Origin of the sequence: Candidatus Nitrosotenuis uzonensis (assembly GCF_000723185.1) — an archaeon.
Taxonomy (GTDB): domain Archaea; phylum Thermoproteota; class Nitrososphaeria; order Nitrososphaerales; family Nitrosopumilaceae; genus Nitrosotenuis; species Nitrosotenuis uzonensis.
Genome location: NZ_CBTY010000006.1, coordinates 34632 through 49191, shown reverse-complemented (window position 1 = coordinate 49191; position 14560 = coordinate 34632). Strand labels below are relative to the sequence as shown.

Annotated in this window: 18 protein-coding genes; 4 read left to right on the top strand and 14 right to left on the bottom strand. The window is 40.0% G+C overall.

The window, feature by feature from the left end:
• Positions 1-762, top strand: coding sequence for a CHAD domain-containing protein (locus NITUZ_RS00870; protein WP_211198869.1), 762 nt, complete (start codon positions 1-3; stop codon positions 760-762).
• Positions 763-1017: 255 nt separating this feature from the next.
• Here the strand turns inward: NITUZ_RS00870 and NITUZ_RS00865 are convergent, their stop codons facing one another.
• The 5 genes from NITUZ_RS00865 to NITUZ_RS09930 form a co-directional block, all read right to left on the bottom strand.
• Positions 1018-1422: a DUF6659 family protein gene (locus tag NITUZ_RS00865; protein WP_155991167.1), complete on the bottom strand. Its 405-nt coding sequence runs from the start codon at positions 1420-1422 to the stop codon at positions 1018-1020.
• Positions 1423-1632: 210 nt separating this feature from the next.
• The gene (locus tag NITUZ_RS00860) at positions 1633-1893 is read right to left on the bottom strand and encodes a hypothetical protein (RefSeq protein WP_048194858.1); all 261 of its coding nucleotides are present in this window, start codon (positions 1891-1893) and stop codon (positions 1633-1635) included.
• Positions 1894-2067: 174 nt separating this feature from the next.
• A complete protein-coding gene (locus NITUZ_RS00855) occupies positions 2068-2865 on the bottom strand; it encodes a helix-turn-helix transcriptional regulator (RefSeq protein WP_048194299.1) in 798 nt (265 codons plus the stop codon).
• A 40-nt stretch (positions 2866-2905) separates the two neighbouring features.
• Complete coding sequence (locus NITUZ_RS00850; protein WP_048194856.1) at positions 2906-4276, bottom strand: NmrA family NAD(P)-binding protein; 1371 nt, start codon at positions 4274-4276, stop codon at positions 2906-2908.
• A gap of 4 nt (positions 4277-4280) precedes the next feature.
• Positions 4281-4493 (bottom strand): hypothetical protein, encoded by a 213-nt coding sequence (locus NITUZ_RS09930; RefSeq protein ID WP_155991164.1) that lies wholly within the window; start codon positions 4491-4493, stop codon positions 4281-4283.
• 203 nt (positions 4494-4696) lie between these two features.
• On the opposite strand from NITUZ_RS09930, the gene NITUZ_RS00845 reads away from it, so the two are divergent.
• Positions 4697-5572 (top strand): cobalamin B12-binding domain-containing protein, encoded by an 876-nt coding sequence (locus tag NITUZ_RS00845; protein ID WP_048194297.1) that lies wholly within the window; start codon positions 4697-4699, stop codon positions 5570-5572.
• A 24-nt stretch (positions 5573-5596) separates the two neighbouring features.
• Here NITUZ_RS00845 and NITUZ_RS00840 read toward each other — a convergent pair whose 3' ends face one another.
• The gene (locus NITUZ_RS00840; protein WP_048194295.1) at positions 5597-6115 is read right to left on the bottom strand and encodes a DUF1722 domain-containing protein; all 519 of its coding nucleotides are present in this window, start codon (positions 6113-6115) and stop codon (positions 5597-5599) included.
• Positions 6116-6226: 111 nt separating this feature from the next.
• On the opposite strand from NITUZ_RS00840, the gene NITUZ_RS00835 reads away from it, so the two are divergent.
• Positions 6227-7633: a cryptochrome/photolyase family protein gene (locus NITUZ_RS00835; protein WP_048194294.1), complete on the top strand. Its 1407-nt coding sequence runs from the start codon at positions 6227-6229 to the stop codon at positions 7631-7633.
• Here the strand turns inward: NITUZ_RS00835 and NITUZ_RS00830 are convergent.
• Complete coding sequence (locus NITUZ_RS00830; RefSeq protein ID WP_048194292.1) at positions 7617-7970, bottom strand: hypothetical protein; 354 nt, start codon at positions 7968-7970, stop codon at positions 7617-7619. The genes NITUZ_RS00835 and NITUZ_RS00830 overlap by 17 nt on opposite strands.
• A complete protein-coding gene (locus tag NITUZ_RS10235) occupies positions 7951-8262 on the bottom strand; it encodes a hypothetical protein (RefSeq protein WP_244443776.1) in 312 nt (103 codons plus the stop codon). Before NITUZ_RS10235 ends, NITUZ_RS00830 begins: the two co-directional genes overlap by 20 nt.
• 52 nt (positions 8263-8314) lie before the next feature.
• On the opposite strand from NITUZ_RS10235, the gene NITUZ_RS00820 reads away from it, so the two are divergent.
• Complete coding sequence (locus NITUZ_RS00820; RefSeq protein WP_048194291.1) at positions 8315-9169, top strand: hypothetical protein; 855 nt, start codon at positions 8315-8317, stop codon at positions 9167-9169.
• A 15-nt stretch (positions 9170-9184) separates the two neighbouring features.
• Here NITUZ_RS00820 and NITUZ_RS00815 read toward each other — a convergent pair whose 3' ends face one another.
• The 6 genes from NITUZ_RS00815 to NITUZ_RS00790 form a co-directional block, all read right to left on the bottom strand.
• Positions 9185-10234 (bottom strand): hypothetical protein, encoded by a 1050-nt coding sequence (locus tag NITUZ_RS00815; protein WP_048194289.1) that lies wholly within the window; start codon positions 10232-10234, stop codon positions 9185-9187.
• On the bottom strand, positions 10231-10803 hold the full coding sequence (locus NITUZ_RS00810) for a hypothetical protein (protein WP_048194287.1): 573 nt from the start codon (positions 10801-10803) through the stop codon (positions 10231-10233). Before NITUZ_RS00810 ends, NITUZ_RS00815 begins: the two co-directional genes overlap by 4 nt.
• Before the next feature lie 9 nt (positions 10804-10812).
• The gene (locus NITUZ_RS00805; RefSeq protein WP_048194281.1) at positions 10813-11133 is read right to left on the bottom strand and encodes a hypothetical protein; all 321 of its coding nucleotides are present in this window, start codon (positions 11131-11133) and stop codon (positions 10813-10815) included.
• A 58-nt stretch (positions 11134-11191) separates the two neighbouring features.
• On the bottom strand, positions 11192-12526 hold the full coding sequence (locus tag NITUZ_RS00800) for a protoporphyrinogen/coproporphyrinogen oxidase (RefSeq protein WP_048194279.1): 1335 nt from the start codon (positions 12524-12526) through the stop codon (positions 11192-11194).
• 64 nt (positions 12527-12590) lie between these two features.
• A complete protein-coding gene (locus NITUZ_RS00795) occupies positions 12591-13451 on the bottom strand; it encodes an HpcH/HpaI aldolase/citrate lyase family protein (RefSeq protein WP_048194277.1) in 861 nt (286 codons plus the stop codon).
• 7 nt (positions 13452-13458) lie between these two features.
• Entirely contained in the window at positions 13459-14535 is a 1077-nt protein-coding gene (locus NITUZ_RS00790; protein WP_048194275.1) for a zinc-binding dehydrogenase, read from the bottom strand.
• Positions 14536-14560: the final 25 nt, after the last annotated feature.

The following is a 14560-nucleotide window of genomic DNA, read 5'->3' as shown; positions in this document are numbered from 1 at the left end:
ATGCGACAATTAGAATCTGAGCAATATTTTACAACATTGCAACGCATAGTACAGAAAGTGCAAGAAAAGTTAACACAGTATCTAGATACGACAAACGAAGAGAATGTGCACGATGTAAGAACTTCGATTAGAAGACTAGAATCTGCCTGGAGAATAATGCCTAAAAAACTTCGAGAAAAGCCAAAGATAAGAGATTTTGTTGTTGCGTATAAAGAACTTTTCAAAACCAATAGTCAGATAAGAGATTTTGATGTAATATCAAAGAGAATATCCTCCAATAGTACAATATTGGAGCTAATTGAAAGTAAAAAGAAGAAAAAGATGATCTTGGCGCGAAGAAGAGCTGAACATGCAAGTTCAATGAGATTTCCGAGATTGACAGTAAAAGATATTTCTAGTGAAAAATTAGAGAGGAGATTCAACAAAGTCACATACAGGTTGGTAGAGAGGATCCATATGTTGATCCCCAAAGCGGTAGAAAATGAGAAAAATGTATCAGAATTACATGAGCTGCGCAAGAATTGTAAGAAGCTAAGATATCTGCTTGAACTTGTAGATGATTCTACGTCATCTGACTTTGTAAATCACCTAAAACAAGTTCAAGACTCACTAGGCGCAATACATGATATAGATATAACTGTGGATTTTTTGCACAAACTTCCAAGAAAATACAAAGTAGATATGTTGGTCAAGAGTGAATACGACCTGCGATCCGTACTCTATCAGAAATTTGTTCAGGAATATAGAAGCTTCAAGCTTTAACTCAATTCAGCACACATAGTAAGAGCTGATCACATCTGATTTCACTGCATTTGAAGTCTATATGACTTATGATATACATTGTAACAACTGTAATTCATCAGGGCAATTTTTTATTATAAAATCCACTATCTAAAATCAATGGTAGTATCACATGATGAGCAACGTATCAATTTATTCTCAAAAATGCAGTCAGCCCTATCTAGATTTTATCACTTGATACAAGCGAATTTGATACGCCATAACTAAAAATTTTATCTAGCAGGAAACGCTCTCTTTAGTTTCAATATCAATACTGGCATCTATAATTTCATGAATTTGCGGAATTAAATTGTGGATTTTTATGCCAGATTCAGCCGCAATGAAGATCATTCCATCATCAAATGGGATAATTATCTCTACAATAAAGTCACGATCCGTTATTGTGTAGCTCCATTTGCCTAATTTACAATCGAGTTCTTTTATCATGGACGTCTGTAATGCTCTTTGCATATACAGCATTTCCAGCTCAGTATCAGACAGATTTAGTATATTGTTTTTAAATTCAGACTCTATAATTTTTCCCCTATTATTTACAACCGAAGCACAGATTATTTTTTCGATTGAGAGGAGATTTTTGCACAAAAACGATATCTCTTGCGTGCGTTCCAAACTTACAGACATTAGCATATTTTATCAAATCCATGATTTAGAGATAAAAGCGGCGACAATAGTTTTCTGTGATCTATAGAGAATACAACATCTGCCATATGCATCATATTAGATAAAGTATCAAATACATGGAGGTTGGAAATCATCAACTGATTCATTACTTTCTGAAACATGTTGGTACAACCTGATCAGTCTATTTTGTTCAGCGATCTCCAATCGATACTATCTTACGCATACTTCTGCCAATTTTGCCTTCTGCCAATTTTGAGCTGTTTGAGCCCACGACTTGTGTCCGCACTTTGGGCATGCCATAACAAGTGGGATTTTTTCTTGGCCAAATACGTATGGCACTTTTGGTATCGAGCAGACGATGCACTCTTGCTGTCTTACATGAAATTTTGTACCTTCTTGTACTGGATAATTTCGAACCAGACTTTTTGTTGGCTCAGGCTGCCATTCCCTTTGGATTTGGATTGTTGACATACCATACATTACACTCTGAATTATATGAGAATGTGCACCACAGTGCGGCATGCCTTATTTTAGATGGCACTGATAATTCCTACGCGCGTCTTTAATATGCAAAAATCTCAGGCAACATTGTGGACTGGAGCGTTCCTGCCGGTGCTCCAACGACCACGATTCAACAAAATACAGTCATTCACGCAGCTTGTTTTCTTGAAATGTTTCTGACGCATACCAGCAATATCTAAAGTAGTCAAGGCACCACTCGTGGAACATCGAGTCCGCGCTGTAGAACATTTCTGTTATTTCCGGTTCGCCTTCTATGTTTGGAAATGAAACGCATGCTTCCTTTTCGTTTAGTACCACAACCACTTGGATCGTTTTTCTCATCCGTCTCTCAACCAGCCCCTTTTCTATTAGCTTGCCAAAATTCAGCTTTTGGAGTAGTTTTTTCCTTCCCTGTGGGATCACGGTGGATTCGGAAAGAATGTAGTTGAACTTTACACCTTTTTCTATCCTTTTGACTTTGGGCTCTATTACATCAAGCGGTATTTCTGTAAGAATCTCGTAGATGTACTCGTTTGCATTTTTGTATATTGACTTCCATATCTCCATCATCTTTGCAACTCCCTTTATGTGGGTCGAGTTTGCAAGCTGACCTATTCTCATGATGAATTTGGGCGGTATGTCACCAAAGTTGTGGTCTTCAAAGTACTTTCTATTCTGTGAGAGAAATATTATTGAGGGAATTTGAGAGCATATCGTCTTGCCATATGTGGTAAGTGCGTAATAGCCATCCGGATCTTTTGTTATAAATCCGCCGTCTTCGAGCCTAGCAAAATTTCTGTGTACTTCTTGTACTGTTGCATCAAGCTCCTTTGCCATCGAGGTTACTTTGGACTTCTTTTCCAAAAGCCTGAATATTATTTGAAGCCTCTGCTGGCTTGATAGCTCTAAAAAGTTGTTTGCCGCCTCTTCGTAGTGATCCATTACATAGTATAATTTGCAGCTAGGTAAAAAACAATGTTTTCTAGACAGGCACACCTCGATACTGATATGAGTGTATTTTATGAAAGACGTTATGAGATGCAAGTATTGAAGTGCATGCGACTATAACTCCGACAAAGTTCCTCACAGTCATCTCAAAGTTTGGCTGTCTTGCTATTATAGAATCTTGGAATACGACGTAATAGTTGTCAAATAGCCAGAATGCTAGAGTGGCCCATGAGAGTATTCCTGCAACAAGGTATCCAAGTCTTGTCTTATTTTTAACAAATAGAATTGAGAATCCGATTGTGACAAGCCACAATGCTGAAGCCAAAATCCAACCGAGTTGGTATACTTCTTGTCGGTCGTCTAGCCAATAATAAGTTGTACCTATAAAGGACATTACAAAAAGAGATGCAAGTAAGAGGCGCTGGTTTGTTTTAAAACCAGTCTTGCTTTCTTTGATCTCTTCAGGAGGCGGATTTTTGTTAATTTCCATTGTTGCCAGATCTATTGCTTCCCTTACTGAACGAAGTTTGAGATGAATGATTTTTGTTATGGAATCGTCTCTGACAACTGTGTCGTGTACAAGGCTGTCAATCAGAGGCCTTGCAAGTGAAGCCTTTACGGGAGTTATTAGATCGACCCAATACGAGGAAAGCCGTGTAGTAAGAAATGGTATATGTATAACAAAGAGATTTTTGTTCAGATATGCAGAATAGATTCGCATAAGCTGTTCATAAGTTAGTCGTTCTGGACCACCTATGTCAAATGTTCTTCCAGTAGTTTCTGGTTTTTCTATACACTCAATCAAATAATCAATCACATCATCTAATGCTATAGGCTGCGCCATTGATTTTACCCATCTTGGACAAACCATTATTCTTAGCCGTTCTACAAGATATCTTAGCATTGCATAAGACCCTCCGCCTGCACCTATTATCAATGAGGCACGTAATTGTGTGACAGGTATGCTTCCAGAAGAGAGTATCTTTCCAACATCGTGTCTACTTTTCATATGAGGTGAGAGATCTAATTCCTCATCTGCCAAACCTCCAAGATATATTATTCTCTTAACTCCGGCCGTTGTTGCGGCCTTGAGAAAGTTCTGTGCTTGAATTCGCTCCCTTGATGCAAATTCTTTCCAGTTCTTCTTATCTCCTTCCATGGAATGGACTAGATAGTACGCTACATCTACTTCATTTAGTGCTGCTTCCAGTTGCTCCATGTTGAACATATCAGCTTTTACAAATCGAACGCTCTGACGATCAGCCATATCTTTTCTTGATAAGGCCTTTACAGAATAGCCCTTGTTTGTAAATGAAACAACAAGGCGAGAACCAATAAAGCCAGTAGCACCTGTAATCAATATGCTATAGGGTTTCTCTTGGCAAGAAACAGTATTTGCTTGCATGGGTTTAACGCATGGTATTAAGCTGTTTTGTCTTTTTGTCTCCGGCATGCCAACCAAATCCAATAGTAGTTCCACCTACAATAGACCAAAAAAATCCACCTAACACAAATGGATCGCGTGTATCTAACATGTATGGCGTAGCAAGTAAAAAGGCAACTCCCAACGCCACAAGACAAGAACCTATTCCAACTAGAAATTTATCCGTGAGAATCACCATGGGGCTGCACTTGTATGCTTTGTATTTTTATTTGCTGCTTCATGTATGTTCTTTCAAATTATATTATTTAAGCTAGTAGTAAAATTAACTACTAGTGCTAATTGCATACTGTTTTGTTAAGGCTTTTACGAATGTAATTTAAAATTTTAGCACTAGAATGAATCTTTAACATTATTTATTAATTTGACATATGGAACACGTTCATGGTTTACCTAAGAGCTAAAACAGTAAAAGGTGAGAAATATTTGTATCTTGTAAAAAGTGTCTGGGATCCAAAAAAGAATACAGCAAGGCAGGAGACAATCAAATACTTGGGAAAGGCATCAGAGGTAACAAAGGATGATCTGCCACAAGACTATAGGAACAATGTGAAAATAATCGCTTACCTGTCTTCTATTGATAATACACAAATAGCAGAAAGGGAGAACATGTTAGCAAAACTAAGGGTTCAGTTATATCGTCACCTCATAAAAGGGGATTTTGATGCCACAAAGCAGATCTATGATAGCTATTCTAAAACATCTGGAATGATGAGCTTTTTTGAGAAGATCCTTACTCCAGTCATGTACAAGATTGGAGACATGTGGGAAAGAAACGAGATAGGAATAGCAGACGAGCATGTTGCAAGTAACATTGCAAACACGCTAGTAAAGATGATAAACAGTAAATACGCTCATGTGCAGAGAAAAAAGAAGATCATTATTTGTGTTCCTGAGGGCGAAGAACACAATCTTGGCGCTAACATATTAGAAACTAACTTTGCCAGTATGGGCCACAAAGTATACAATCTGACACCGACAGAGCCACACGAATCAATCGCAAGGTTTGTCGAATCCTCAAAGCCTGATCTTGTGGTTATCTCAATTACACTGCCAGACAACATAAAACCTGGTCAGAGATTGGTAAAAAAGATCTTGGAAAGGACACACGTTCCGATATTTGTAGGCGGTCAAGCGTTCAAAAACCAAACTAATGCCAAAGTTGGTGGCGCCCAAATAATACTGGAGAATAATCTTAAAGCTCTATCACGAATGATGTTATCTGGCATCAGAAGACACGTTAGTCCTGCTCACGCATGAGACTGCCTGCCATAAAACCTGTCTTCATCGATGTGAATCAAATTCTTGTGATTTGACTCTTACGTAGAGCAAGAAATAGGTCTGTCTTACCAGATATGTCTTCTGGAATTTCCTAGTCAAATCATCTAAAAACAACAGTAATGACTCTAGATTTTCCTGTCCCAATCTATACATTGAGAGCATGGCAAGGGCGGATTGTTTTTCTTTTAAAGAAAGATCCTTTTTGAAGTATCCTATTGTCTTTTGTATAACGTTCGAGTGTGTTCTTATTGTAGGCTCTTTGTTTAATGTTTTTTCAAGCTGTATCCCATAGATCTCAAATATCTTTGAGTATGCAAGCCGTTCCTTATTTGCAACTAGTCTGCCTAGTACTACCGCATCATCTTGGCTATGCGCCAATAGAAGAAATTTGTTGATGGAGTGAAAATGTACAAGCTCGTTAATGTCGCCTTTGTTTTTTGCCTCAATAAAACTCCTGATTACATAGTCTCGTATTTCATTATGTGAAAGCAGGGCGCCAGAATCATTTTTTTGTGTATTCATTGTAGGAGTTACTTGGAAATTATATTTTAAGTAGAAAACATCAGTCTGAGCATTACCACTAGAAAATAAAATGTTACCAGTTTTTATTGGATTCGGTTGCCTGATAGCTGCATGAACTTAGTTGTAGATAACTCGGTTGAACCTGAGTTTGAAAGATCCGTATTTTTCTTTACCAGAGACATGCGGATCCACGATAACACTGCCCTACTAGAAGCGTGCAAGAGATCGCAAAGGGTCATACCATGTTTTGTGTTAAATTCTACCTTTGTAGAAAATGAAAACATTCCAGAACGCAGAAAACAATTTTTGATAGAGTGTTTGACGGATCTTGCAGATGAATTTACAAGAATGAGTGCAACCTTGCATATTTTTTCAGGTGATTATGTCAAAGCACTCAATGACATAGACAGTAAGCAGAAAATAGATGCGGTCTTTATTAATCAAGATTACACTTTGTTTGCAAAAAGGAGGCAGAATTCAATTTCAGAGTTTTGTAAAAAGGCCAGCATACGGTTTCAGCAATACACAGATCATTTTTTGTACCATCCAGATCTGATTAAAACCAAAAAGGGTAACCCGTATACGGTATTCTCACAGTTTTTTAGGGCTGCAATACAGATTCCAGTCTCAAAGCCAGTACAGAACAAACATGTGAACTTTGAATGCACGCTATTTAATCAGGAAGTTAGTAAGAAGTTCTTGAAAACAAAACTAGAGCAGGTCTCTACCACATTTGGCGGTAGGAAATACGGTCTTCAAATTCTCAAAAGAATTGCAGATTTTGCCGGATATGACAGGGAGCGTAACTATCCCAGTTTGTCTGGCACTACCATGCTTTCTGCCCATAGCAGATTTGGCACCGTATCTTCAAGGGAAGTGTATCATGCCATATCTGATTATCTTGGTATGCATCATGCTTTGATGGGCCAGATCCACTGGAGAGAGTTTTTCGGACATATTTTGTACCATTTCCCACATGTGATTTCAGGTCCTTTTAACACAAAATATTCCAAGATCAAATGGTCCTGTAACAGGAAACATCTAGAGGCATGGAAGAATGGTAATACTGGATTTCCCATAATTGATGCTGGGATGAGGCAGTTAGATAAGACAGGATTTATGCACAACCGTATCAGAATGATCGCAGCGTCATTTCTTGTCAAGGATCTGCATATAGATTGGAAGATAGGGGAACGGCATTTTGCCAAAAATCTTATAGACTATGACCCTGCCGTAAACAATGGAAATTGGCAATGGGTTGCATCTACAGGATGTGACGCACAACCATGGTTCAGGATTTTTAACCCGTGGCGACAGCAAAAAAAATTTGACGCAGACTGCAGTTACATCATAAAATGGATTCCAGAACTTGCCGGTCTTAAAGCAAAACAGATTCACAATTTGTACAAGATGCGACCTACTGGTATAGACTATCCACCTCCAATAGTGGATCATAGTATAGAATCATCAATTACAAAAAAACTTTTCAGGCAATATCGTACTAAATTGCAGGTATGAATTCCAAGATATTTGTTCTAGAGACACAAGCTATGTCAAACTTGCGCTGTATTATGGCTGAAAGATATCCAAGTGCCATCTTGACGCCATCTGTTTTTTCAGGATCTGTCCATGGAAATAATCGTATAGTGGTTTTGTTGTCCTTTGCAAATATTTCTATTAGGAAATTTTGGTTTTTCTTGTCCACTATCACTGTAGGAACAAGTGCTGATTTTTTTGACTTACTAACAAATATGTCTTGAATCTTGATGATATACGGTTCCCTAACGAAGATGGGCTCAAAGCTACTTGCCAAGATATCAAGGTTTATACTCTTATCAAACACAACATGCGGCATTTGGACTTGCTCCTAACTCACAGGCAGTCTTTCTTTTTTTGTGTCTTGCCTTGCTTCGCATCTTTGCGCCACAACAGGGACACCATACTCCATCAACTTGAAGGAAGATAGAGCAGTACGAGCATCTTTTGTGACCCAATTCATATCTTATCTTGTTCTGCACAGACTCTGCCCTGAAATTTTTGCATGTTCCCTTACATGATGTGGCCATAAGCACGATCTGTGTGTTTTTGTATTTAAGATGCGATAAAACCATTTTACTAGTGCTAAATCCAGATAAAAGAATTAGCACTAGAATAAATCACCATAACCACTTTATATAATAAAAACGATGACAAACAACAATGAAAACAATCGTTACAATTGCTATTGCCATACTTGTAGGATTGTCCTGGCAGCATGTAAGCGCCGAGGAAATACCAGCATGGGTCAAGAACAATGCAAAATGGTGGGCAGATGGAACCATAGGCGACTCTGACTTTGTACAGGGCATACAGTATCTAGTAACTCGAAATATAATCAAGGTACCAGAAACCGCCCAAGGTACTAGCATGTCCTCTGATATACCAGCATGGGTCAAGAACAATGCAAAATGGTGGGCAGATGGAACCATATCTGACGGAGATTTTATTCAGGGAATCCAATTTCTCATAAAGAACGGCATAGTTGTGGTAGACCCTGTACGTCAAACGCAACAGACAGATACGTTAGAATCAAAGCTTGAAGTATGTAGACAAAAAGAAACGCAGCGTCAGCAATACGAATGTGAAACGCAAACAAAGGTAAAATACGAAGTTGATCAATTCAAGACAAAAGCGAAAGGCTATGCGATAGGTCCGATTACATTCTATTACGCCGGAGCAAAGGTTGAGAGTAGTACTGATACCGACGTTGTTAACTTGAAGTTTCTAGTGGAAAACACAGGCTCAAGCGATAACATAACGCTTTACTGTACTGGTCCTGCAGTATGTAATTATGACTTGACAGATGGCAAAACAACATACAAGTATTCTGCGCACGATTTTACAAACGGTCAAGTGGTGTTAAAACCCGGACAGTCCAGATTTATCAATATGCTGTTTGGTCCTGCCATAGGATATGGAAGCTATACTGACTTTGAGTTCGACCCCTCAAGAGAGTATAAATTCAACGTAAAGGAGCCGTGGGGCTCAGCAAGCATACCGCTAGACCTCCACTAACCTATTTTTTCTAATTCACAAAGCATTAGTGAGTTTTTTTGCGAATTTTGCCCCAAACATGCCTGCTACAGAACCAGATGCAACAAGTATGGGCGCAATAGTTGGCACCATCTCAAAGTACACAAATGAGGTAAGACTTGGCCATATCACTTTCTCGAGGAAAACCTCGTTGTAGGTGTAGGTAATAAGTGGATAGTACATAAAAAAGAAGGCGCTTCCAAAGATGGCACCTGCTGCAAATATGCCACTTGCGCTTTTAGCTTTTGATAATACGAGATCCCCGCAAACGATCGGAATTAGATTTAACCAGTAAAACGGGATTGTAGCCAGAAGTGACTCGTTTGGTACTATCGCCGTAAGGGACATTATTCCAAGATATGATATGCCAATGATACTAACCACGCCAAATTTGCGTCCACATAAAGTCGAGGCAGTGATAAGAATTGAGGATATGAGAAATGGATAGGCAGCTGATGCAAATGCTGCTGCAAATACAGGGTGTGGATTAAAGTCGAAATAGTCTGTTTCCGAGAATGGAAGTGAGAACGAGTAGAATAGACCAGTCGCCGAAAACCATACCGGAATGAGAGAAATTATAATCAAAATTCGGGACGAATTGACTTGCTGCTTTGTGTATCGTGCAGAGTTTACAAATGCACCTACGGCCGAAAGCATCATGCCGGAGATTAGCGCAAGATGCGGTGGGCTAAGAAGTCCGTCAAGACCGAAATTGGAATGCCAGACAAAATCGGCAGGCCCTGCGGCCAAAAGAAGACTTATTCCCATTCCGCAGATTTTCATTCCCATGGCAAATGGGTAGTGTTTACCACTCTTTTTCCATCCTAGATACGACACGAAAAAACCAAGCAATGCCGTTCCTACGCCAGAGTACAGCACTGCATGCGGCGGAGCAAAGAATGTTTCAGGCTTGTTGAGAATGTGGTTTGTTATGTCCCAGCTACCTCCTGCTGTCACCATCATAATGCCTATGCTGACTATGAGGTTTCCAATCAAGCTGAATTTGGCATAATCCATCTTTCTATCAAGAGTTAGCTGTCGTCTCATGGAATAACCTCAACAGTATGTTGTTGCACAAATTCTCCCTGGTGATCAATTATTCCATGCGACGGAAAGTGCGCAAATTCTGATGTGTGCGGCATTGCTACTGACTTTGTATAAATGTGAAAAGTGCCTATCTCTTTTGGAGTCACTTCTATTGTCATTGTAAAAGTATCTCCTTCTTTTGATGGTCTACTGTATGCTTCAATTGACGGATACTGTGATTTTACTGTCTTTGCTCCCCCAGCATACTGAGAGCCTATTTCTTTTCCAGTCTCAATTAGGCGAGGCGATTGTAAAAAATCATATGATATTATTTTTATCCCGTCAAGATCTTTACTTTGTGGAAATGCAACCGACACTAACTGCAGGTCTGCGTCATCTCCATCATTATATGAGACAGTTGATATCTCAAATGATTGACCCAGTGTTACCGTAGAATGGGACAATGCAATATCTATTCTTGGCTCAGGTATGCTTGTGTGCATATTCTGATACGATTCTGGCAGTACCAGTGTGGTCATTGTAAAATATGCTGTCATTGCACATGCCACCATGATGTAAATCCTTCTCATTTGTGTACACTACTCGTTTATGTCCGGATAAATTTCAATATAGTCGAATTCGTCCTGATGATCAGCTGCATAAGAGGTCATCAAATCAGAGTCTATTTCAATCCACTCAGACCTGCCTCCGTATTGTAGAAATTCTTCGACAAAGGCCTTTGGTCCGGACAGCCTCACCAGTACTGGTTGCTCTGGTGCCTCAAACGGGAACAGTATGGACTTTCCTTTGCTGCCCTCCCCTTGGATGTTTACGTTGTATTCCTTCCTTCCCAATTCTGCCTTGCCTACGAAATAGCTTTGTTGTATGTCCAATTTTTTTATCTTTAATGAATAGTGCATATGCATATTTGGTGTTTTGTAGCATTTTAGTTTGCGGCAGTCTATTCAGAATGTAGCACTAGCCTTTCAGATATGAGAGTATTTTTGGATGACAGAGGAGCGAGCTGTGTGCAGCAGAATCAGTACCTATTCCATAGCTTACGGTAGAATCCCCGACGAAAAAAAGGCCGTTTATTCCACTAATCTGGTGCGGTGCCTTTTTCTTCCACACCATGCCGGGCTCCTTTACTACTGCCTCAACAAGCTTCCATGACATTGGACGCTCCCACAGTAAACTCCTCTCAAAGGCAGGATACATGTTTGCTAGCTCCATCTTCATTTTCTTGGTGATCTCTCTTATCTTATTTGCATCATCTGCATATTCCTGCGATACGGGAGTTCCTGCCATGATCAGCTGCTGTCCAGGAGGCGATACGGATGGAGAAATATTAGATACAAAGAATATCCCTTTTGCAGTACAACCAGAATTTATCGGGAAGACGATCTGTCTTGTATCTATCTTTTCTGCAAGACAAAAATGAACTTCTACCACTGACGTCGTCTTGTGAAGGCGATCAAGCCAGTTTAGAAACTCTGCATCAAGTATTTGTTCCTCAAACAGATCGTGCACCGCAAGATATGCAGGATATGAGATCACCACACAGTCAACCTCAGTGATACCTCCGCCTGCTTCCACTATTCCCCTGATTACGCCATCTTTTATCTGTACCTTGGTTATTTTTCTATTGAAGTGTATCTTGCCTCCCTGCTCCAATATGTATGATGCAAGGACCTTGCAGATGGTATCGTAACCGCCTTCACTGGGATAGGCAAACTCGCTTGTTCCACCCCGTAACGGGTTTGCTCGTATTATCGTCCTTACAAACTCCCCAAGGGCTACTCGATCTGGTGTATCAGCAAACGCAAGCATACATACTGCATCAAAAAACGACTTTGCCCTTGGTTCGAGCTTGGATATTATACTATCAAGTGATTGATCGTCCAGTTTCTCTGATCTTTTTATTGATGAAAATGCCATTGGAATCAGTATTCTCAAAAGCGAAATCTTGCTTTTGAGAGGCAAAAGAGACATGCGCAGTATATCGCCAAGTCCTTTTGGATATCTATGAAATTGACCGTTCTGATAGAATGATATATCATGTACCTTTGCAAGTGGAATTCTTCCTAATACTCCAATATCTGCAAGAATTGTATAAACCGATGATGTCTTGTAGAACGGCATTATATGAAATCCGTTATCAAGTATATGGCCACGAAATTGCGTTGAGATTGTTCTGCCGCCCACTCTTGCAGATTTTTCGAATATTGTTACCTCAATTCCTTCCTTTGCAAGAAGCGCGCCAGTACACAGTCCACTTATTCCAGCTCCAATTATGGCCACATGTTTTTTCAATATACGAACGTGGTAGTTTGAGTGTTTTTAATTGGAATTTGAATAACGAAGAGTTAGCACCATGTTAGTTGATTTTGGCAATATCCAATAGTGCTCTTGCCTGCTTGTAATGCACTTCGTCTATCATCTTGCCATCAACTACTGTAGCACCTCTGCCTTTTTTTGTGGATTCAACATACGCCTGACATACCTTATTTGCCCATTCTAGCTCTGCCTTGTTTGGTGCAAATGCCCCGTGGGCAACCGGAATCTGGTCAGGGTGTATGATGCTTTTTCCAACATATCCAAGGCTCTTGCCTGTGATGCAGTCCTGCAACAGGCCGTCTTTGTCCTGCAGGTCTTGCCATATTGCATCTATTGCATAGACTCCTGCTGCCCTTGCATCAAGCGGGATTTTTGCACGTGCATATTTGGCGCCTTCTGCTTGCTTTTTGTATTCTATTCCCATATCGTTTAGCAGATCAAAGACGCCGAATATGACTGCGGCAACGCGCTTGCTGGACGAGGCAATTTCATATGTATTTACCACGCCAAGAGAGGACTCTATTGATGGAATTATTGCTAGCTGGTCGATCTTGCGTTTTTTTTCAAGGTTGGCAAGCATTTTTTTTATTTTAAGTACGTCTTTGGCTGAATCTACCTTTGGTATTACGATCCCGTCTAGTCCTTTTTGCACTATCTGCTCAAGATCATCCGGAATTTTTCCTGACGAGGGGGCATTTGTACGGACGTATACGCTTGAGGCATACTCTGAGCGCGAGTTCAGTGCTTTTTTTATAAGCTTTCTTGCGTTCTCCTTCTCAGTATCTGGCACCGAATCCTCAAGATCAAAACATATTATGTCGGCTTGAATGGTCTTTGCCTTTTCTAAAAATCTTGGATTGTTTCCCGGAACGAACAGGAGGCTTCGAAAGAGCCCAGCCATTTAATGACTAGGCGCCTTCTGGCTTCATTAAGATTTTGCCAAAGAAGTTGCCTTTTAGCATCTTGGTGTGAGCTTCGGCAGCTTGCTCAAATGGATATATCGAGTCTATTTCAGCTTTTATCTTGCCTTTACCCATCCAGTACAATCCTGCTTCCATTTCTGCTTTGGTTCCCTGCGTAGAACCTAACACATTGATTCCCTTAAAGAAGATGTGTCGGAGATCAATTTTTGCATCATAACCGGTTGTCGCTCCACATGATACCAAGGTTCCACCATAGTTCAACAGTGTTAGCTGTTTGTTAAAGTGAGTCTCTCCAATGTGATCAAATGCAACGTCAATGCCAGTCCTTCTACCTTCTTTTGCGGCTATATCCTTGGTTATTTTATAGACTTCCTTAGACCAGTCTTCCTTTCGATGATCCACTGCATAGTCTGCTCCTAATTTTAGACATTTTTCCAGCTTGTCCTTACTTGCAGTTGCAATTACATGACAGTTGTATAACTTTGCAATCTGAATGCCAAAGCTTCCAACACCAGAGCCACCACCCATTATCAACACTATCTGTCCAGGTACAATCTTTGCTCTACCCACTAGCATATGCCATGATGTAAGAATAGTCATGGATGCAGCTGCTGCCGCTTCAAAGCTAACTCCTTCTGGAATTTTTGAGACATTTGTTTCTGGCAGATGCACAAGTTCACTGTATGCACCCCATAATGGGCCCGTTTGGAATCCCCAAACTTGTCTTTTTGTACAGTCATATTCTCTACCAGACGTACATAGTTCACAAGTTCTGCACGCAAGATTTGAATGAGATACAACTTTGTCTCCTACCTTGAAGTTTGTCACATCTTCACCTACTGCAACTACTTCGCCTGCTGCATCAGAACCGGATATGTGAGGCAGTGGGATTGCGATAGGCTGTCCCCTCATCCCCCACAGGTCATTATAGTTCAGAGCTGCGGCCTTTAGTTTTAAAACAACTTCATTAGCTTTTGGTTTTGGATCTGGTATTTCTTTAACTTTGAGGATTTTTGCATAATTATCGTCAGGAGCATATTCTTCATAGACTAGCGCTTTCATGAATTGGATCCTAGTTAACCCCTAA